Below are 18,824 nucleotides of genomic sequence, written 5' to 3' on the forward strand. Positions count from 1 at the left end.
GGTGCCGTCAGCACCAGCGCCAGGCGGGGAGGTCGGCGACGGCCGGGTACGGGCGCAGGGGCCACGGGGCGGCCGGGTCGCCCGGGTCGCCGGGGGGCAGGCCGAGGCTGTCGGCCAGCGGCCCCAGCGGGTCGGCGGGTGCGGGGGACGGGAGGCCCAGCAGCGCGGACGGCAGGCGGATCATGACCGGGAAGCCTGGCCGCCCGCGGTCCTTCCCGCGGCCCGCACGAGGGGCTGCAACGTCGCTGCAACCCCGGCGCCGGCTCAGCCGGCGGCGGCCGCCGGGAGGACGCGCGTCGCCCGGGCCACGTCGCGCAGCAGGTCGATCGCGGCTCCGAGGGACATCCCCCGGCCGCTGTCGTACGCCGTGGCCCAGCCGCGCGGCGTCAGACCCTCCCGGACGCGGGAGACGCAGGCCGGGCCGTCCACCGGGTCCATGCGGACGGCGGAGTAGCCGTAGCGCTCGCCCAGCGCGTCGACCGCCCCGAGCAGCCGGGCGCCCTCTGCGTGGCGCTCGAGCAGGGCGAGCGCCGCGGCGGCGACGTGCAGCCCGGCGAGCGTGCTGGTGACGTCGTCGACGGAGTACGTCTCGGTCACCGCGCTGAGCAGCAGCCGCAGCGCGCTCCGCCCGTCGTTGAGGTCCAGGTGCACCTTCGCGGCCACCCACCGCGCCGAGCCCACGGCCCACACGTCACCGCAGTCGGCGCCCTCGGACGCCGCGCGGGCGAGGACGGACAGCGCCTCCGCACGGCGCCCCTGGGCGCGCAGGTACTGCCCCTGGGTCATCAGCACCTTGCTCCGCGCCCACGGCTCCGCGCGCGGGAGCAGGCGCTCGGCTTCGGCGAAGTAAGAAGGGGCGCGGTCCAGTTCACCGAAGAGCGATTCCCAATACCCGCAGTACCCGTAGGCCACGGCACCGGCGCTCGCGTCGCCCGCCTCGGCCGCCTGCTCCGCGCCGAGCTCCGCCAGGGCGTGCAGGCCCGGCGTGTCCCCGGCCATGTAGGCGAGGATCGCGGCCCCCAGCGTCGCCCGGGTCTCGACGTCGGCGGGAGCGGCCCCGGGCAGCGCCCGCGCCGCCTCCGTCCAGCGCACCCCCTCGACCGAGTTGCCGCGCCGCAGCCAGTGCCAGGCCTGCCCCGCAGCCAGCCGGAGCGCGAGCGGGCGCTGCCGGCGCCCGAGCGCCCGGGTCAGGGCGGCACGCAGGTCCGCCCGGTCCGCGTCGAGCCGGGCGTGAGCGGCGAGCAGCCCCGGCCGGCGCAGCTCCGGCTCGAGCCGGTCGACGAGCCCGGCGTACCACTCGGTGTGCGCCTCGGCCAGCCGCTCGGCCCGCTCCGGTGGCAGCTGCTCACGCGCGAAGGTGCGCAACGTGTCCAGCAGCCGGTAGCGGCGCGGGGCGTCGACGCCTCCGCTGACCTCCACCATCGACTTCGCCGCGAGGCGGGCCAGCGGGCCCAGCACGTCGAACCCGAGCTCGGGCTCGCAGACCCCGCGCAGGGCGTCCAGCCCGAACGGGCCGGCGAAGACCCCGGTCGCCGCGAGGAGCTCACGCTCCCGGTCGTCGAGCAGGCCGTAGCTCCACTCCACCGCCGCCCGCAGCGTCCGGTGACGGGCGGGCGCCGTCCGGTCCGCGGCGGCCAGCAGGCTGAACCGGTCCGCCAGCAGCTCGGCGATGTCGGCGAGGGAGAGCACCGCCAGCCGCGCGGCCGCCAGCTCCAGCGCGAGCGGGATGCCGTCGAGGGCCGCGCAGAGCCGGCGCACGGCGGGGAGCGTGTCGGCGTCGAGCGTGAAGCCGGGCGCGGCCAGGGCGGCCCGGTCGGCGAAGAGCGCTTCGGCCTCTCCCGGAGTGCCCGCGACGCCGAGCTGCATGGGCGGGACCTGGACGACGCGCTCGCCCGGCACGCCGAGCGCCTCGCGGCTCGTCACGAGCAGCTGCAGGCCGGGGCAGCGCGACAGGAGCGCCGCGGCGAGGCCGGCGACGGCGTCGACGAGGTGCTCGGCGTTGTCGAGCAGCAGCAGCGCGCGGCGCCCGGCGAGTGACGCGACCAGGGGCTCGAGGGCGCCCTGGCGGGTCGAGACGCCGAGCGCCTGCGCGACGGCGGCGGCGACCAGCCCGGGGTCCTGCAGCTCGGCCAGCTCGACGAGCGTGGCCGGCGCGCCGCCGGGCGCGCCACGGCGTACGCACTCCAGCCCGAGCCGGGTCTTGCCGCTTCCGCCGGGCCCGACCAGCGTCACGAGCCGGGCGTCCTCGAGCGCGGCGTGCACATGCCCGATCTCGGCCCGCCGGCCGACGAAGCGGGTCAGCGGGAGCGGGAGCGGGGGCGCGTCCGGCGCCGTCGGCCCCGGCACCGGGGCGGCCGGCGCGGGGCCGAGCACCTCGGGGTCGTGCACGAGCAGGGCCTGGCGCAGCCGGTGCACCCGTGGCGTGGGGTCGAGGCCGAGCTGCTCGGCGAGCCCGCGGCGCAGCGCGTCCAGCGTGTCGAGCGCCTCGGGGACCCGGCCGGCGCGCGCGAGCCCGGTGGCCAGCAGCACCGCCGGCCCCTCGCGCAGCGGGTGCGCGGCGACGAGCGCGGCCAGCGCCTCGACCGCGGCCTGGTGCTCGCCGGCGGCGAGCTGGAGCTCTGCCAGCCGCTCCTGGGCGGAGAGGTGGGGCTCGGTGAAGGCCGCCGCGGCCTCCCGGGCGAACGGGGCGTCCTGCACGTCGGCCAGCGGGAGCCCGCCGCAGAGCGCGAGCGCCTGCTCCAGGAGCGTCCGCTCCTCGGTGCCCCGCGCGGGGTCGGCCGCGGCCGCCCGGGAGGCGCGCAGCAGGTCCTGGGCCGTGAGCAGGTCGACCGCCGCGCGGTCGACAAGCAGCGCGTAGCCACCGCTCCGGCTCTCCAGGACGTCGCCGAGATCGCCGGCGCGCAACCGGGAGACGTACGCCCGCAGGGTGCTCAGCGCGCTCGGCGGGCGCGGCGGGCCCCAGAGCGCCGTGACGAGGGTGTCGACCGGGACGGTGGCCCCGGCCGCGAGCGCAAGCCGCGCGACGAGCGCGCGCGGGCGCGGGCCACCCAGCGCCAGGGCCTCCCCCGCCCGCAGGACGCGCACCGGCCCGAGCAGGCACACCTGCAGGTCCACCCGCTCCCCCTCCTCAGCCACCTGCGACGCCCGCGGCGAGGCTAGCGACGCGCTCACCTCGGCACTCCGCCTTTCCCGTTCGGGTGGCTGTCCTTCGACGCGGAGCCCGTGAAGGGGGTTCCGGATACCTGGCGCTCCCGCTCAGCTGTCGCCGAGCGCCGCCCGGACGAGCGCGAGCGCCTCGGTGCTCGGCAGGCCGAGGGCGCGGGCGCGCCGGGCGAAGGCCTCGGCCGCCTCCTGCGCGGCGCGGTGCTGCTCGTCCTGGGCCGCCACCACGGTCCCGTTGCGGCCACGCGTCTGCACCAGCCCCTCCTGCTCGAGCTCGCGGTACGCCCGCGCGACCGTGTTGGGCGCCAAACCGAGGTCGTCGGCGAGCCGGCGGACGGTCGGCAGCCGGGTGCCCGCGGCGAGCTGACCGGTGCGCACCTGGCCCGCGAGCTGCGCGCGCAGCTGCTCGAACGGGGGGACGGGTGAGCTCGGGTCGAGGGCGATCATGGAGGCGTGGCCCGGTCGGCCGGCTCGTGCCGGCACCGCGCCCCGTCCTGCGGGCAGGTCAGCACGGCGAGCCCGGCCGGGCTCGGAGGGCAGAGCAGGCGGGCACCGGGGTGAACAGCATCGCGCCTCCGCGGGACAGGCACTGGTTGTACCAGGCGTTGTGTCACCGTACGGCCGGGAGCGCGCGCTGTCGAGGCGGCGCAGCGGGATCGACCAGGCATGGCGAGTAACTTAACGTTTGTTTGTTAACTATCAGAGGGAGCAGCTGTGGCGCGGCCACGCACGACGAGCGACGAGCAGGTCTTCGCCGCCACGGCACGAGCGGTCCGCCGCCACGGCCCGGCCGGTACGACGCTCGCGGCGGTCGCCCGCGAGGCGGGCATGTCGTCGGCCGGGCTCGTGCAGCGCTTCGGCTCCAAGCGGGCCCTGCTGCTGGCGTTCGCCGAGCGCGCCGCGGAAGCGACCGGCGCCTGCTTCGCCGGCAGCCGCGCGCGCAGCACGAGCGCCCTGGCGGCGGTGCACGACGCGCTCGCGACACTGACCGCCGACATCGAGGGCCCGGCGGACCTCGCCAACAGCCTCGGCTTCCTGCAGCTCGACGTCGCCGACCCCGAGTTCCGGGCGCACGCGGCGGTGAACGCGCGCCGGGTGGAGGCCGAGCTGGCGGCGCTGCTGGCCGAGGCCGTACGCGACGGCGAGCTGGCCGGCGGCGTGGACGTCGTGTCCCTGGCCCACGCGGCCTACGTCGCGTACAACGGCGTGCTGGTGCTCTGGCCGCTGACCGGGCAGGCGCCGCTGCGCGACGAGCTGCGCGCGGCGATCGACGCCGTGCTGCTTCCGCATCGACCCGGGGCGACGGCCCCACGGAAGGACGGACACCCATGACGGCGACCCGACGGTTCACCGGGGCGGTCTTCATCGCGACGAGCCTCGACGGCTACATCGCTCGGCGCGACGGTGACATCGACTGGCTGACCGGCCGGTCCGAGAGCATCGGCGAGACCGGCTACGAGGACTTCATGGCCCAGGTCGACTGCCTGGTGATGGGGCGGGGCACGTACGAGAAGGCCTTGACCTTCGACCACTGGCCCTACGCCGGACGGCCCGTGCTCGTGCTGAGCGGGCGGGCGCCCGCGGACGCGGACGAGCGGGTCCGGGTCGTGCGCACCGTCGAGGAGGCGGTGGCGGTGATCGAGGAGGCCGGTGCCCGCCGGGTCTACGTGGACGGCGGGCAGGTGATCCGCTCGTTCCTCGCCCACGGCCTGATCGACGAGCTCACCGTGACCACAGCGCCGGTCCTGCTCGGCGACGGGCTGCCGCTCTTCGGCCGGCTGGACGCCGACATCGCCCTCGAGCACCTGCGCACGGCGGTGCTCGGTGGCGGGTTCGTCCAGTCGACGTACGCCGTCCTCCACTGAGGACAGCCCAAGGGCGCTTCCGCGAAGCAGCCATCGCCGAAGCGCCCCTCAGCTGAGACCAGGACGAGGCGTCAGCGCAGGTCGGCGGTGTGGTCCGCGCGGCGCGACAGCACGACGCCGAGCCCGATCATGCCGACCCCCAGCACGAAGTGGAGCCAGTCGTCGGCGGTGTTGAGCGGCACGAAGTTGGCGTCGCTGTCCTTGTCGATCAGCAGGCCGTACAGCCACAGCACGAGGTAGACGGCGCCGCCGCCGATGAGGAAGGCGCGCGCGCCGGACACCGTGCGGGCCAGCAGGAAGCCGACGATGCCGAAGGCGAGGTGGACGATGTTGTGCAGGATCGACACCTGGAACACCCCGAGGAGCTTCGCCTCGGAGTGGTGGCCGGCTCCGCCGAGGTCGTCGTAGTTCGTGGTGATCCCGGGGATGAAGCCGAGGATGCCGACGAGCACGAACGTCGCCGCGACGACGAGCGCCGCGGTCTGCAGCAGGGTGCGGTGGGCGGTGGGACGGGATCCGACGGTGGACACGTATGGCTCCTGGCGGTGCGATGGCCGCCGCGCCGTCCGCCGGGACGGCGAACGCGCGGCGGGAGCGGTCGTTGGACGAGACGGCCCCGGCTGCTGGAGGCTGCGGCCGCGTCGGAGGACGCGGCATTGTCTCGCCAGCCGGAATTACCCGTAGGAGGCCGCCCAAACCGCCCGACGAGCAGCAGCGCCCGCCCCGGCGTGCCGGGACGGGCGCTGCGCGCCGTGCTCGGACGGCTCGGACGGCTCAGACGGCCGGGGCCACCGCGTAGGCCGACAGCTCGGCCGCGAGCCCCGCGTCGACCCGCGCGACCAGGCGCGTGCCGTCGGGCGTGTGCTCCTCGCTCAGCACCTCGCCGGTGTCGTGCACCCGCGCGACCAGCCCGCCGAGGGCGTACGGGACGACCGCGTCGACCTCGACCTCGGGGTGCGGCAGCGCCTCCTCGACGGCCCGCCGCAGCTCGGCGATGCCCTCACCGGTCCGCGCGGAGACGACGACGCAGCCCCGCTCCGCACGGCGCAGCCGGTCGACCACGTGCGGGTCGGCCGCGTCGGACTTGTTGACGACGACCAACTCGCGCACGTCCCCCGCGCCGATCTCGGCCAGCACCTGGCGGACGGTCGACAGCTGCGACTCCGGGTGGGGGTGCGAGCCGTCGACGACGTGCACGACGAGGTCGGACTGCGCGACCTCCTCCAGCGTCGAGCGGAACGCCTCCACCAGCTGGTGCGGCAGGTGGCGGACGAACCCGACCGTGTCGGCGATCGTGTAGGGACGCCCGTCCTCCGCCTCGGCCCGGCGCACGGTCGGGTCCAGCGTGGCGAACAGCGCGTTCTCGACGAGCACGCCCGCGCCCGTCAGCCGGTTGAGCAGGCTGGACTTGCCGGCGTTGGTGTAGCCCGCGATCGCGACCGCCGGCACGCCGCCGCGACGGCGCGCCCCGCGCTGGGTCTCGCGCGCCGTGCCCATCTCCGCGATGTCCTTGCGCAGCTTGGCCATCCGCGAGCGGATGCGACGACGGTCGGTCTCGATCTTCGTCTCACCCGGGCCGCGGGTGCCGATACCGCCACCGCCGGCCACCCGGCCACCGGCCTGACGCGACATCGACTCACCCCAGCCACGCAGGCGCGGCAGCATGTACTGCATCTGCGCCAGCGCGACCTGCGCCTTGCCCTCGCGGCTCTTCGCGTGCTGGGCGAAGATGTCGAGGATCAGCGCCGTGCGGTCGATGACCTTGACCTGCACGGCCTTCTCCAGCGCGATGAGCTGGCCAGGGGTCAGCTCACCGTCGCAGACGACGGTGTCGGCGCCGGTCGCCACGACCACGTCGCGCAGCTCCCGCGCCTTGCCGGAGCCGATGTACGTGCCCGCGTCCGGCTTGTCGCGGCGCTGGATCAGGGCGTCCAGCACCTCCGAGCCGGCGGTCTCCGCGAGCGCGGCCAGCTCGGCCATGCTCGTCTCGGCGTCCGCCAGCGTGCCCTCGGTCCACACACCGATGAGAACGACCCGCTCCAGCCGGAGCTGGCGGTACTCGACCTCGGTGACGTCCGTGAGCTCGGTCGAGAGCCCCGCCACACGACGAAGTGCCTGGCGGTCGGCCAGGTCGAGCTGCTCGCCGTCGACACCCACACCGTCGATGTCGTCTGCATAGCCAGCAGCGATGGAGTCCGAGAACGTCGCCCGCTCGTCGCTCGCGAGCCCGCTCTCGTCGTACGTGATCTCGGTGGAGGCCATCAGGGCCTCGGGGGAATTCGTCATACGGTCTTCTCAACGTCTCGAGCGGGCTGCATCATCCCGACGAGGCTCCCAGATCGAGCGCGGGCCGTCACACCGGTTTCCCCCGGACGGATGCGTGAGTCGCGCCGCCGGCTCAGGCCAGCGCGGCGGCGAGCCAGCCCTCCCCGACCTCTGCGGTCGCCACGAGCACCGCGGGGCCGGTCAGCTCCACCTCGCCGTCGGGCAGCAGCGTGACGGCGAGCAGGCCCCCCGGCACCTCGACCGACCAGCGGCTCGGCGCCCCCGGCCCCGCCGCCCGGGCCGCGACGACCGCGGCCGCGCAGACGCCGGTGCCGCAGGAGCGGGTCTCGCCCACGCCGCGCTCGTGGACCCGCAACGCGATGGCGCCCGGGCCTCGCCGCTCGACGAGCTCGACGTTGACCCCGTCGGGGAAGGCGGTGGCCGGCTCGACCGCGGGGACCGCCCGCAGCTCGCCGACGGCCGTCAGGTCCTCGACGAACGCGACGGCGTGCGGGTTGGGGATGTGCAGCCCGACCGCGTCCCAGCTGCCCGTCTCGGTGCCGACCCGGACCGGCTCGTCCAGCAGGGCGGGACGGCCCATGCCGACGGTGATCTGGCCGTCGGGCTCGAACCTGGCGCGGCGCACGCCGCCGCGGGTCGCGATCGGCAGCGGGTCGGCCGGGCCCACGTGGGCGAACGCCGCGAGGTAGCGGGCGAGGACGCGTACGCCGTTGCCGCACATCTCCGCGACACTGCCGTCGGCGTTGCGGTAGTCCATGAACCACTCGGCCTCGCCGGCGAGGTGCGCGACCTCCGGGGCCTTCGCGGTGCGCACGGCGCGGATCAGGCCGTCACCGCCGATGCCCGCGCGCCGGTCGCACAGCGCGGCCACGAGCCGGGGCGGGAGGTCCAGCTCGCCGTCGGGGTCGGGCACCACGACGAAGTCGTTCTCGGTCCCGTGGCCCTTGATCACCCGCATGCCGACCAGTCTGCCAGCGGTCAGCCCTCGTCCGGGTGGACCACCGCCGCACTGCCCCCGCCGCCGCGACGGCGCTCCGCGACGGCCTGCACCCGCCCGTCGTCCTTGAGCTCGAGGGCGACCAGCGCGGCGGCCTCCGGGCCGTCGGCGCTCGCCACGAGCCGGCCGAGCCCGCGGGCCGCGTCGGCGCCCAGCCCGGCCTCCACGACCACCGCGCCCGACCCCACCCTCGCGCCGCGCGGGGCCTCCAGCGCCTCGTCCAGCGGCAGCCCGCGCTCGACCCGGCCGCACACGACCGCGGCGACCCCGGCGGTCGCGCCCTTGCCCGGGCGCCCGGTGCCCCCCGTGCCGACCGCGGCGAGGTACGCCGTCTGCCCCGTCGCCGGCAGCTCCCCGGAGGCGGCCATTGGGTCGGCCCGGTGGGTCACGATCGTCGGCGTAGCCGTGCCGCAGCCACCCGTGGTGGCGGCGCCGAGCGCGAAGCCCGCCCCCGACACGGGTGCGGCGCCGCCGCGGGCCCCGAGGGTGAGGGCGACCGCCGTCACCCCGCCCCAGCGGTCGGCCGCGACCACCCCGACCACGGCGTCGTCGTCGGGGCCCTCGGCCCCGTCCGGCGTCGCCGTCAGCACGCGGCGGACCACCGCCTCCGCGCTCGGCGAGCTGCCCGGGCCCGCGGGCAGCCGGGCCAGCGTCCCCGCCGCGCCGCCGTAGACGTCGAGGCCCGCGTAGAGCCGCGCGCCCGCAGCCCTGGGCAGCGCCGCGGCCGCCGGGGGCAGGGCGATCCCCGCGTCCGCAGCCGTGCGGCGGACGGCGCTGCCAAGCGCGCCGGAGCGCAGCGCGGCCGGCCCCTGCGCCGCCACGGCGTCCAGCGCGCCCGCCAGCTGGCCCTTGGCCAGCGCCCGGGCCGGCTCGAGCGCCGCAGCGAGCGGCACGGTCCCCCACGCGCGTGCCGCCGCCTGCCAGGCGGTGGCCGCGCCGAGCGGCTCGCAGCGCTCGATCCGCTCGACCGTGCCGCCCGCCGGGTCGTAGCGCAGCAGCACCGCTCCCCCACCGAGGCCGGCGGCGTCCGGCTCGGTCACCGCGAGCACCGCGGCGGCCGCGAGCGCGGCGTCGGTGGCGTTGCCGCCGGAGGCGAGGGCCGCGGACCCGGCCTGCGTGGCGTCGGCGTCGGGGGACGAGACACCGCCGCCGTACCCCTCGGCGACGTTGTCCCGGCCCGGCCCCGCGAGCGTGGCCGACATCTGGGCCGGGACGACGAGGAGGCCGGTGCACAGCGCACCGAGGAGGAGGACGTGGAGCGAGAGCGCGGACCGGCGCATGGTGCGGGGGATACCCCGTCGCCGCCGTCGGCCATGCCTGCGCCGGGCGTCTCGAGTGACCTCGCCGTCACGTTCCGCTGTCAGCTCACTCATCGGCGACGGCGGCCAGCGCGTGTCCGAGCAGCGCGCCGGACGACTCGGCGCCCGCGTCCAGCCAGCGGACGCGGGAGTCGCGGCGGAACCACGACTCCTGGCGCCGGGCGAAGCGACGGGTGGTGCGCACGGTGTCCTCCCGGGCCCACTCCTCGTCCGCCTCGCCGTCGAGGACGCGGAGCACCTGGGCGTAGCCGAGCGCGCGTCCCGCCGTCGGCCCCTCGCGCAGCCCTCGCCCGCAGAGCTCCCGGGCCTCGGCGACCAGCCCGCGCTCCCACATGAGGTCGACCCGCCGGGCGATGCGCTCGTCGAGCTCGGGACGCGGGACCCGCAGCCCGATCTGCACCGCGGGGACGGCGTACGTCGGGTCGGGCAGCTCGGCCACGAACCCGCGGCCGGTGATCTCGCCGACCTCGAGGGCGCGTACGACCCGGCGGCCGTTGGTGGGCAGGATCGCCGCCGCCGCGGCCGGGTCGCGCTCGGCCAGCCGCGCGTGCAGCGCCGGCGCGCCGACGACGGCGAGCTCGGCCTCGAGCCGGGCCCGCACGGCCTCGTCGGTGCCGGGGAAGGCCATGTCGTCGAGCGCCGCCCGGACGTACAGGCCGGAGCCGCCGACGAGCACGGCGGTCCTGCCGCGCGCCTGGATGCCGGCGACGGCCTGCCGGGCGAGCCGCTGGTACTCGGCCACGCTCGCCGGCTCGGTCACGTCCCAGACGTCGAGCACGTGGTGCGGGACGCCCTGCCGCTCCTCGCGAGTCGCCTTCGCGGTGCCGATGTCCAGCCCGCGGTAGAGCTGCATCGAGTCCGCGTTGACGACCTCGCCGTCGAGGGCCTGCGCCAGCTGCACGCCGAGCCCCGTCTTCCCCGACGCCGTGGGGCCGACTACTGCAATGACCTTCACGCGACGTCTGCTTCAGCGATCTGTAGTGCCCATGTGGCGACGTGGTAGCAGACTCCGTAGGGAGCGGTGCTGAGCAGGAGCTCGGCGTCGTAGGCCCGCTCCCCCGCCGCGCCAGCGAGCACCTGCCAGGCAGCGCGGCCGCCCGCCGCCAGGGCCGCCGAGTCGTCCTGGCCGACGGCCAGCAGCGCCGACGCGTCGGCGCTGCCCAGCGCACGCGCGGTGGCGTCGTCGAACGGGACGGCGCGCGGGTCCGGTCGGCGCGGCGAGGCCGCCTCGCGCCGGGCGCTGCCGTCACCGGCGACGAGGAGGGCGACCCGGCCCTCCGCGACCGCGCGCCGGCCGAGGTCGCGACAGGCCGCCGGGGGCTCGTCCGCCGCCACGCCGAGCAGCTCGCGCCGGCCCGCCCAGCCGGCCCGGTCCAGCAGCCAGGTCGCGATCGCCGCGCCGAGCGGGAGGCGCTCCGGGCCGGGGCCACCGCCGAGGACCAGCGGGAGGCCGTACGGCGTGAGGTCCGCGCGCGCGGTGGCGGGCAGCGTCCCCGTCCGCGGGGCGCCGGCCACGACCACGACGGTGTCGGGCCCCGCCGCGACCAGCGCCGCGACGGCCCGGTCGCACGCCGCGCGCAGCTCCGCGAGCTCGGCAGCCGCGCCCGCCGCCACCTCCGGCACGAGGGCGGGCGGGTGCGGGACGACCGCGGCGGCGACGAGCACCGGACGATTCTGCGGCACGCGGTCGGCGGGTGCACGGGGTCCTCCCGAACGGGGCGGTGGCCGGGGCGCCGGGCCTGCGGCGTCACCGCGAGCCGGCCTCGGGCCAGGGGCGACGGCCCGTTGGTCGTACGACCCTCGGCCACTGTCGGCGCCGACCGCCCGCCACGCAGGGTGGGCCGTGTCGGGGCCGGTCGACGGCCCCGCTTCCCCTGGAGGACCTCATGCCCCTGCGCCGCACCCTGATCGCCCTCGGCTCCGCCGGCCTCGCCGCCGCCGCGCTGACCCTGCCCACCTCGTCGGCGGGCGCTGCCACCAGCGTCGGCTGCACCGGCGGCGGCTTCCGCATCACGCTGCCCAGCGGCGCCGTGGTCAGCTCCGGCACGAAGGTCAAGCCGGCCCAGCTGCCGCCCGGCTCCACCCTGAAGGTGCGGGGCAAGCACGTCGAGTTCGACGTCAACGTCTCGACGTTCGCGACGTACGACTACACGCTCACGGGCGCGGCGAACCCGGCCGACATGACCGGCGGTGTGCGGACCCCCGTGTTCGCGAGCAAGGTCCCCGAGCTCGGCGGCCGCACGGTCGACTCCGGCGAGCTGGAGGTCAAGCTCTCCGACAGCGACCTCGAGCTGCGCCGCCGCGGCTCCGGGGAGCTGAAGATGAAGGTCCAGGCCAAGGACTGCGCCACCGGCGGCATCTTCCAGATGGAGCCCGAGGGCGCGGGCAACGTGCTCGTCACCCACACGCTCGCGGCCGGGATGTACTACTACGTCAACCCGTTCACCGGGAAGATCAACGTCGGCAACGGCACCGACTTCCGCGGCAAGGACAGCCCGCAGGTGGCGACCAAGCTCTCCCAGACCGACACCGTGTCCACCTGGTCGGTCGCGTCCGGCGGCCGCATGGGCGGCGTCCTCGGCGAGGACGCGGTCGAGCTCTCGGCCGGCGCGTCCGACTGCGTCCAGGACTGCCAGGCGCAGAACCGGGTCCGCGGCTCGCTGCCCGTCACCGACCCCGCGTTCTCCTGATGCCGCGCGGTACGCGGGAGCCGGCCCGGCGCGCCGCCGGCCGGCTCCCGCGGCCGCGGCGCCCCGAAGAGCGCGTTCCCCGCGCGGACGGCGCGCCCGCCGCGCACAATCCCCGGATGGCCGCTCTCCGTCCCGCCGCCGCGGGCAGCCCGCCGCGGGCCGTCCCACGCCGGCTGCTGCTGCGCTTCGTCGCCGCCGGGCTCGCGGCCCTGCTCCTGCTCGCGCTGGCCGCCGGCTTCGCGCTGCGGCGGGTCGCCACCCGCGAGGCGGTGAACGACGCCGCCGAGCTGTCGAGCATCGCCGCCCGCTCGGTGGCCTCGCTCGTCTCCGACGGCCTCGCGGACGGGGAGCCCGCCGAGGTGGCCCGGTTCGACGCCGCCGTCCGCGAGCGGGTGCTCGGCGCGCCGATCGTCCGGGTCAAGCTGTGGGACGAGACGGGCACGGTCGTCTACTCCGACGACTCCCGGCTCGTCGGGGACCGCTTCGGCTTCGACGGGGAGGAGCTCGAGGTGCTGCGCGAGGGCGGCGTCGAGGCCGAGGTCGGCGACCTGGACAAGCCGGAGAACCGCTTCGAGCCCAAGGACCGGCCGCTGCTCGAGGTCTACCAGCAGGTCCAGACGCCCTCGGGGCGCCCGCTGCTGCTGGAGACGTACCAGGAGTTCAGCTCGGTCGCCGCCGAGGCGACCACGACGTTCCGCGAGGTGCTGCCCGGGCTGCTGCTCGCCATGGTGCTGCTGGAGGCGCTGCAGCTGCCGCTCGCCTGGACCCTGGTCAAGCGGCTGCAGGCCGGGCAGCGCGAGCGCGAGCTGCTGCTGCAGCGTGCGCTCGACGCCTCCGACGACGAGCGGCGGCGCATCGCGCGCGACCTGCACGACGGCGTGGTGCAGACCCTGGTCAGCGTGAGCTACGGGCTGTCGGCGGTGCAGGCGCGGGCCTACGCAGACCCTGCCGTGGGGCCGGCGGTCGCCACGGCCGCGACGGTGACCAGACAAGGGATTCAGGAACTGCGCAGCCTGCTCGTCGACATCTACCCGCCCTCGCTCGCGGCCTCGGGCCTCGGCGCGGCGCTCTCGGACCTGTCCGCTCCCCTCGCCGGGCAAGGGGTCGAGGTACGACTCGACGTGCCCGCCGACCTCGACCTCGCCTGGGAGGTGGAGTCGCTGCTCTACCGCGTCGCCCGCGAGGCCCTGCGCAACGTGTCTGCACATGCACACGCGAGTTCGGTCGACGTGACCGTGCGCCGGGTCGCCGGACGAGTGATCGTGACGCTGGCCGACGACGGGGTCGGGCTGCCCGGCGGGCACGTCGCCGCGGAGGGCCACTTCGGGGTGCGGACGATGAAGGACCTGGCCGTCGGGGCCAACGGCAGCTTCGCCGTCTCCGGCCGGGACGGGGGCGGGAGGGTCGTCGAGGTGGAGGTGCCGGCCGCGTGATCCGGGTCCTGCTCGCCGACGACCACGCGCTCGTCCGCGCCGGGCTGCAGCAGCTGCTGGCCGCGGTGCCGGACGTCGAGGTCGTCGGGGCCGCCTCCGACGGCGACGAGGCCGTCACGATGGCCGCCGCCCTGCAGCCCGACGTGGTGCTCATGGACCTGTCGATGCCGCGCGTCGACGGGGTGGAGGCCACCCGGCGCATCCTCGCGCAGCGGCCCGACGCGCAGGTGGTCGTGCTGACCTCGTTCGTGGAGCGCGAGCGCGTCGTCGGCGCGCTCGACGCGGGCGCGGTCGGCTACCTGCTCAAGGACGGCGACCCGCAGGACGTCGTGCGCGGCCTCGCGGCGGTCGCGCGCGGGGAGTCGCCGCTCGACCCCAAGGCCGCCCGCGCGCTGCTGACCACCCGCACCACCCGGCCCACCGTCGAGATGACCGAGCGGGAGCGGGAGGTGCTCTCGCTGCTCGCCGCGGGGCTGGCGAACAAGCAGATCGGCCGCAAGCTCGGCATCACCGAGGCGACGGTGAAGGCGCACCTGACGCGGGTCTACGCCGCGATCGGCGTCATGGACCGGACCTCGGCCGCCGTGTGGGCGCACCGCAACGGCGTCGCCTGACCTTCCCCCACCGCGATCACGCAGATGTGGCGAGTTCTCCACAGGCCCACCGGCCTGTGGAGAGCTCGCCACATCGGCACGTGTCAGCGACGCGCTGGGGGTGCGCGTGGTGTGCGGTCAGGACTTGCTGAACGCCGCGCTGACCGCGTTCGGGCCGTCGTACGTCCGGTCCTCGATGGCGCGCAGGCCCTCGAGCACGTCCTCGTCGGCGCCCTTGCCCTCGGCGTGCTTGACCAGGTCGTCCCTGGAGGCGGGGTAGTCCACCCCGCCGAGGAACTTCTGCATCTGGATCGGGTTCGGCTTGTCGCTCATGCGGAGTCCTTCCGGAACGCGTCCTGCGTTGGTCGAGACCCTGCTACCCGGAGTCGGGCGCGGCTACCCCGCGGCGCAGCCGCCGACCGCGGCCGGAAGCGGCGCGGGCACGCCCAGGCTCGGCATGCCCAGCCCCACCGAGCGGGACCGCGGCACGCTCGCGCCGGCCTGCCGCGCCTCCCACGCGTCGCCCGCCCTCGTGCGGCGCAGCGCGCGGACCGGGGCGTCGGACACGAGGTGGTGCGGGGCGGCGTACGTCAGCTCGACGGTGACCATGTCGCCGGGGCGCGGCGTCTCGTCCCCGGGAGCGAAGTGGACGAGCCGGTTGTCAGGGGCACGGCCGGACAGCCGGCGGGTGGCCCCGTCCTTGCGCCCCTCCCCCTCGGCGACGAGCACGTCGATCGTGCGGCCGACCTGGGCCTTGTTCTCGCTCCAGGACACGTCCTCCTGCAGCGCGATGAGCCGGTCGTAGCGCTCCTGCACGACCTGCTTGGGCACCTGCCCGTCCATGTCCGCGGCGGGCGTGCCGGGCCGCTTGGAATACTGGAACGTGAACGCGCTGGAGAAGCGGGCCGCACGGACGACGTGGAGCGTCTGCTCGAAGTCCTCGTCGGTCTCGCCGGGGAAGCCGACGATGATGTCGGTGGTGATCGCGGCATCCGGCATCGCGCTCCGCACCTTGCGCACGATGTCGAGGTAGCGCTCCTGCCGGTAGGACCGGCGCATGCGCTTCAGCACGTCGTCCGAGCCCGACTGCAGCGGCATGTGCAGGCTCGGCATCACGTTGGGCGTCTCGGCCATCGCGGCGATCACGTCGTCGGTGAAGTCGCGCGGGTGAGGGCTGGTGAACCGTACGCGCTCGAGCCCGTCGATCTCGCCGCACGCGCGCAGCAGCTTGCCGAAGGCGTAGCGGTCACCGAACTCCGAGCCGTACGCGTTCACGTTCTGCCCCAGCAGCGTCACCTCGATGACGCCCTCGGCGACGAGCGCCTCCACCTCGGCGAGGATGTCACCCGGGCGTCGGTCCTTCTCCTTGCCGCGCAGCGCCGGGACGATGCAGAAGGTGCACGTGTTGTTGCAGCCGACGCTGACGCTGACCCAGGCGGCGTACGCGCTCTCGCGCCGGCTCGGGAGCGTCGACGGGAAGACCTCGAGGCTGTCGAGGATCTCGACCTGCGCCTCGGCGTTGTGCCGGGCGCGCTCGAGCAGGACCGGCAGCGAGCCGACGTTGTGCGTGCCGAAGACGACGTCCACCCAGGGGGCGCGGCGGACGATCTCGCCGCGGTCCTTCTGCGCCAGGCAGCCGCCGACCGCGATCTGCATGTCCGGGTCGGCCGCCTTGCGCGGCGCGAGGTGGCCGAGGTTGCCGTAGAGCTTGTTGTCGGCGTTCTCCCGGACCGCGCAGGTGTTGAGGACGACGACGTCCGCGTCCTCGCCCGCGGCGGCGCGGGCGTACCCCGCCGACTCCAGCAGGCCGGAGAGGCGCTCGCTGTCGTGCACGTTCATCTGGCACCCGTAGGTGCGGACTTCGTAGGTCCGTGGAGGTTCGACCGTGCTCATAGGGGACTTCGCCCTCGTCACTCTCAGTAGCCGTTTGCTCAGACAGTCTACCTCCGAGTCCTACTTGCAGACGGTTCGCCTGCTGGGACTGTGGGAGGTCTCGATGGAGGACTTGACCTTGCAGTTGCTTCACACCCGGTTACTAGCTGTGACAAATCAGAACACTCGCCGGAAGTACACGGTGGCGCTTCGGTCCCTGTTCCGTGACCAACCGTGGATCGGGTCATTGAAGATTCCCAAGGCATCACCGAGGGTCTACGACCTTCCGGACGAAGATAGCCTGCGCTTTGCCCTCATGCTTTCTCCATTCGAGCTACAGGGGCTCTTGATGATGTACGGAGGGCTACGCGTCGGTGAGTCTTGCGCCGTACGTCCTACAGACCTTAGAGGAAACGTTCTAAAGGTGCATCGTCAGAGGTACAGCAACGGGCAGCTTGTAACAGCTAAGACCGTTGGTGAGGTAGTCATTCCTGATTGGTTAGCCATCAGGATTGAAACCGCTCCTGACGCGATCATTACGCCTGGCAGTGTCAGGGAGTCTCTGCGCCGATATGGGAGGAAGGCAGGCATTGAGCTAAGCCCTCACATGCTTAGTCACTGGTACGCGACAATGCTCGTGAACAGACGGATCAACCCTGAGATTGCCCGCCGACAGATGCGTCACGCGGACTTGAAGACAACTCTCGGCTACTACGCTCAGGTAAGCAAGGACGACATAGATCGAGTTGTCACTGACCTGTTCGAGTAGCGTGTTAGTCTCCATGCTCGACTACGATGATGGGAGCAATGCTGATGCCGTACGTAGTGCATGGTCATAACAGCCTCAAACTTCGTGCTAAGCAACTGCTGGGACAAGCGTGGGCGGACACAACACCAGACGGAGCAACGGTGGCGCTCCTCAACGACGCCGAGAAGAACGGGCTCGAATTGGTGCACGCCGACTTTGGTAGCAACGATGAGCTCGTTCGAGCCATCTTCCGGTTCGAGTCGGCTGACGAGCCAGGCGGAGAAGTCTGGGGCTCTTAGGTGATGTCACGGGGAGGCCCGCCCTTTTCGTTGGGGCGGGCCTTCTCATCCTCTGGCAAGATCTTGCTGTTAACTTTGTCCAGCCATGACGACAGGTTCTTCTCTGGCTCATTCAGCAAACGCCATGCCAATGAGAAGATATAGTTCGGCTCTGGATAGACAGGCGCGAGTGGTGGTAAGCCCAACTTGGCCGTACACCAGACAGATAGCTGGTTCCCATCGTGGTCAACAAGGTGACTCGTCACTTTCGGCAGCAACAGCTTCAGAACGTTACCAGCAGACACGAAGGTCAGAAGTTGTGAGTTGAGTCCAGCAATGATTTCATCTGGTACTCGTGGAACGCCTTCTTGCGTCCGTGGTTCTCGGATCGCATTGGTGACTGACTCCCTAACCTGCGCCCGTGTGGCCAGGTACTGAACGAAAGCGTCCTTCAACTCCTCCCGGCGCTTCTCTGCCAACTCCCTCTTGTGCCGTTCCTTGTCGTCCTCCACCTCCCATCTGTGTCTAACCCATTGACCCAGAAGGCCAGCTCCGAAGGTGATGCTCGCGGCGAGCAGTGTTGCTAGCCCTAGGATCAAGGGTCCGTGATCTACGTACCAGGAAGCGTCGTCAGCGGCAGCCATGCCAGCGACCCTAGGACAGTGACCTGTCAAGCACACGAGGTCCGGGAACCGGGCCTTCCGAGCTACTCAACCGTTACCATCCCGGGCCAGAGCTTTCCACTAGTCAAGGGGGCCAGCATTGAGTGAGCCAACATTGTCGCCGAAGGCGTTTATTCGGGAGAACCTTGTTTGGGTGATAACCCTCACATGGACTGCGCTTGTAGCAATTAGGGCACTTCTGGTCGCGAACGGCGATCTAAGAACGGCCACCACGCTTCTAAGTGGCACCGATGACGTCCTTGCCGTGGCCATCGCTGCTCTCTACAGCGCGGTCAATGGTCCAGTTGTCGTAATCGGATACTTGTTCTACCTCAGTAGGTTGTCAACGGCATCGGGACACGTACGGACTCTCATGTTGGGTCTTTCCTTGTCCCTGCTGCTTTTCCTTGTGCAGATCGTCACCTGGTACTGGGGTCTACTGCTCATCGTTTCAGGCATCTTGTGGCTACTGCGCGATAAGTGGTCCGTGGCGATCCTCCTAAAGAAGAGCTTGGGGCACTCCAGTCAGGTGGTTAGCCAGCTAAGCAATCTCGTATACATCGTTCTTGCTTTCCAGGTGGTAACCGCAAACCCTTGGTGGAAGGCGGAAGTTGTCAGGGTGAAGGACGAGAACGTGGTTGGCTACGTGATCAGTGACGGTGATTGGTTCCGGATGCTCAAAGAGGAAGGGCGCACCCTAGTGACCTTCAAGGGCGATGACGTTGAGTCCAGAACAACCTGCCGAGTTGAAGCGACCAACGACTACTCGTTGAGAACCCTCATGGACATAGCAACAAAGAAGGAGGAGCCTAAGTACCCCGGCTGCGAGCAGCTTGTCAAGAAGAACGAGCCCAAGCCGACTACCCCTCCTTCGAGTACAAGCGAGTCCCCCAAGCCAAGCGAGTCCCCCAAGCCAAGC

Annotated in this window: 19 protein-coding genes; 7 read left to right on the forward strand and 12 right to left on the reverse strand. The window is 73.3% G+C overall.

Annotation, left to right across the window (positions count from 1 at the left end; all coding sequences use genetic code 11):
- Window positions 1-7 precede the first annotated feature (7 nt).
- The 3 genes from G9H72_RS04570 to G9H72_RS04580 form a co-directional block, all read right to left on the reverse strand.
- The gene (locus G9H72_RS04570) at window positions 8-184 is read right to left on the reverse strand and encodes a hypothetical protein (RefSeq protein ID WP_166168214.1); all 177 of its coding nucleotides are present in this window, start codon (window positions 182-184) and stop codon (window positions 8-10) included.
- Between the two features lie 80 nt (window positions 185-264).
- Window positions 265-3,135: an ATP-binding protein gene (locus tag G9H72_RS04575; protein ID WP_166168217.1), complete on the reverse strand. Its 2,871-nt coding sequence runs from the start codon at window positions 3,133-3,135 to the stop codon at window positions 265-267.
- 120 nt (window positions 3,136-3,255) lie between these two features.
- Window positions 3,256-3,609 (reverse strand): GntR family transcriptional regulator, encoded by a 354-nt coding sequence (locus G9H72_RS04580; RefSeq protein ID WP_166168952.1) that lies wholly within the window; start codon window positions 3,607-3,609, stop codon window positions 3,256-3,258.
- Window positions 3,610-3,876: 267 nt separating this feature from the next.
- Between G9H72_RS04580 and G9H72_RS04585 the strand changes: the two genes are divergently transcribed.
- Both G9H72_RS04585 and G9H72_RS04590 read left to right on the forward strand, forming a co-directional pair.
- Window positions 3,877-4,494, forward strand: coding sequence for a TetR/AcrR family transcriptional regulator (locus G9H72_RS04585; RefSeq protein ID WP_166168223.1), 618 nt, complete (start codon window positions 3,877-3,879; stop codon window positions 4,492-4,494).
- Window positions 4,491-5,027 carry a dihydrofolate reductase family protein gene (locus G9H72_RS04590; RefSeq protein WP_166168226.1) on the forward strand — a complete coding sequence of 179 codons (537 nt, stop codon included), beginning with the start codon at window positions 4,491-4,493 and terminating at the stop codon, window positions 5,025-5,027. The genes G9H72_RS04585 and G9H72_RS04590 overlap by 4 nt, the downstream gene beginning before the upstream one ends.
- A gap of 71 nt (window positions 5,028-5,098) precedes the next feature.
- Here G9H72_RS04590 and G9H72_RS04595 read toward each other — a convergent pair whose 3' ends face one another.
- The 6 genes from G9H72_RS04595 to G9H72_RS04620 all read right to left on the reverse strand — a co-directional run bounded on the left by G9H72_RS04595 (window position 5,099) and on the right by G9H72_RS04620 (window position 11,294).
- Window positions 5,099-5,557 carry a DUF4383 domain-containing protein gene (locus G9H72_RS04595; protein WP_331271981.1) on the reverse strand — a complete coding sequence of 153 codons (459 nt, stop codon included), beginning with the start codon at window positions 5,555-5,557 and terminating at the stop codon, window positions 5,099-5,101.
- Window positions 5,558-5,801: 244 nt separating this feature from the next.
- Window positions 5,802-7,313: a GTPase HflX gene (hflX, locus tag G9H72_RS04600; RefSeq protein ID WP_166168229.1), complete on the reverse strand. Its 1,512-nt coding sequence runs from the start codon at window positions 7,311-7,313 to the stop codon at window positions 5,802-5,804.
- A gap of 112 nt (window positions 7,314-7,425) precedes the next feature.
- A complete protein-coding gene (gene dapF / locus G9H72_RS04605; RefSeq protein ID WP_166168232.1) occupies window positions 7,426-8,271 on the reverse strand; it encodes a diaminopimelate epimerase in 846 nt (281 codons plus the stop codon).
- A 20-nt stretch (window positions 8,272-8,291) separates the two neighbouring features.
- Window positions 8,292-9,590, reverse strand: coding sequence for a gamma-glutamyltransferase (locus G9H72_RS22230; RefSeq protein ID WP_166168235.1), 1,299 nt, complete (start codon window positions 9,588-9,590; stop codon window positions 8,292-8,294).
- A gap of 85 nt (window positions 9,591-9,675) precedes the next feature.
- Window positions 9,676-10,584: a tRNA (adenosine(37)-N6)-dimethylallyltransferase MiaA gene (gene miaA / locus G9H72_RS04615; protein ID WP_166168238.1), complete on the reverse strand. Its 909-nt coding sequence runs from the start codon at window positions 10,582-10,584 to the stop codon at window positions 9,676-9,678.
- A complete protein-coding gene (locus G9H72_RS04620) occupies window positions 10,581-11,294 on the reverse strand; it encodes a class III extradiol ring-cleavage dioxygenase family protein (protein WP_166168241.1) in 714 nt (237 codons plus the stop codon). The genes miaA and G9H72_RS04620 overlap by 4 nt, the downstream gene beginning before the upstream one ends.
- A gap of 221 nt (window positions 11,295-11,515) precedes the next feature.
- On the opposite strand from G9H72_RS04620, the gene G9H72_RS04625 reads away from it, so the two are divergent.
- The 3 genes from G9H72_RS04625 (at window position 11,516) to G9H72_RS04635 (ending at window position 14,366) form a co-directional block, all read left to right on the forward strand.
- The gene (locus tag G9H72_RS04625; RefSeq protein WP_231126428.1) at window positions 11,516-12,319 is read left to right on the forward strand and encodes a hypothetical protein; all 804 of its coding nucleotides are present in this window, start codon (window positions 11,516-11,518) and stop codon (window positions 12,317-12,319) included.
- 116 nt (window positions 12,320-12,435) lie between these two features.
- Window positions 12,436-13,752 carry a sensor histidine kinase gene (locus G9H72_RS04630; RefSeq protein WP_166168244.1) on the forward strand — a complete coding sequence of 439 codons (1,317 nt, stop codon included), beginning with the start codon at window positions 12,436-12,438 and terminating at the stop codon, window positions 13,750-13,752.
- Entirely contained in the window at window positions 13,749-14,366 is a 618-nt protein-coding gene (locus tag G9H72_RS04635; RefSeq protein ID WP_166168247.1) for a response regulator, read from the forward strand. Before G9H72_RS04630 ends, G9H72_RS04635 begins: the two co-directional genes overlap by 4 nt.
- A gap of 117 nt (window positions 14,367-14,483) precedes the next feature.
- Here the strand turns inward: G9H72_RS04635 and G9H72_RS04640 are convergent, their stop codons facing one another.
- Together G9H72_RS04640 and miaB are read right to left on the reverse strand one after the other, a co-directional pair.
- Complete coding sequence (locus G9H72_RS04640; protein ID WP_166168250.1) at window positions 14,484-14,678, reverse strand: DUF2795 domain-containing protein; 195 nt, start codon at window positions 14,676-14,678, stop codon at window positions 14,484-14,486.
- Window positions 14,679-14,741: 63 nt separating this feature from the next.
- On the reverse strand, window positions 14,742-16,238 hold the full coding sequence (miaB, locus tag G9H72_RS04645) for a tRNA (N6-isopentenyl adenosine(37)-C2)-methylthiotransferase MiaB (protein ID WP_166168253.1): 1,497 nt from the start codon (window positions 16,236-16,238) through the stop codon (window positions 14,742-14,744).
- 103 nt (window positions 16,239-16,341) lie between these two features.
- Between miaB and G9H72_RS04650 the strand changes: the two genes are divergently transcribed.
- Window positions 16,342-16,986 carry a tyrosine-type recombinase/integrase gene (locus tag G9H72_RS04650; protein WP_231126430.1) on the forward strand — a complete coding sequence of 215 codons (645 nt, stop codon included), beginning with the start codon at window positions 16,342-16,344 and terminating at the stop codon, window positions 16,984-16,986.
- 274 nt (window positions 16,987-17,260) lie between these two features.
- Here the strand turns inward: G9H72_RS04650 and G9H72_RS04655 are convergent, their stop codons facing one another.
- Complete coding sequence (locus G9H72_RS04655) at window positions 17,261-17,755, reverse strand: hypothetical protein (RefSeq protein WP_166168256.1); 495 nt, start codon at window positions 17,753-17,755, stop codon at window positions 17,261-17,263.
- A gap of 304 nt (window positions 17,756-18,059) precedes the next feature.
- Between G9H72_RS04655 and G9H72_RS04660 the strand changes: the two genes are divergently transcribed.
- Window positions 18,060-18,824: hypothetical protein (locus tag G9H72_RS04660; protein ID WP_166168259.1), on the forward strand; the 765-nt coding region annotated here is incomplete at its 3' end.

Source organism: Motilibacter aurantiacus, from assembly GCF_011250645.1.
GTDB lineage: Bacteria > Actinomycetota > Actinomycetes > Motilibacterales > Motilibacteraceae > Motilibacter_A > Motilibacter_A aurantiacus.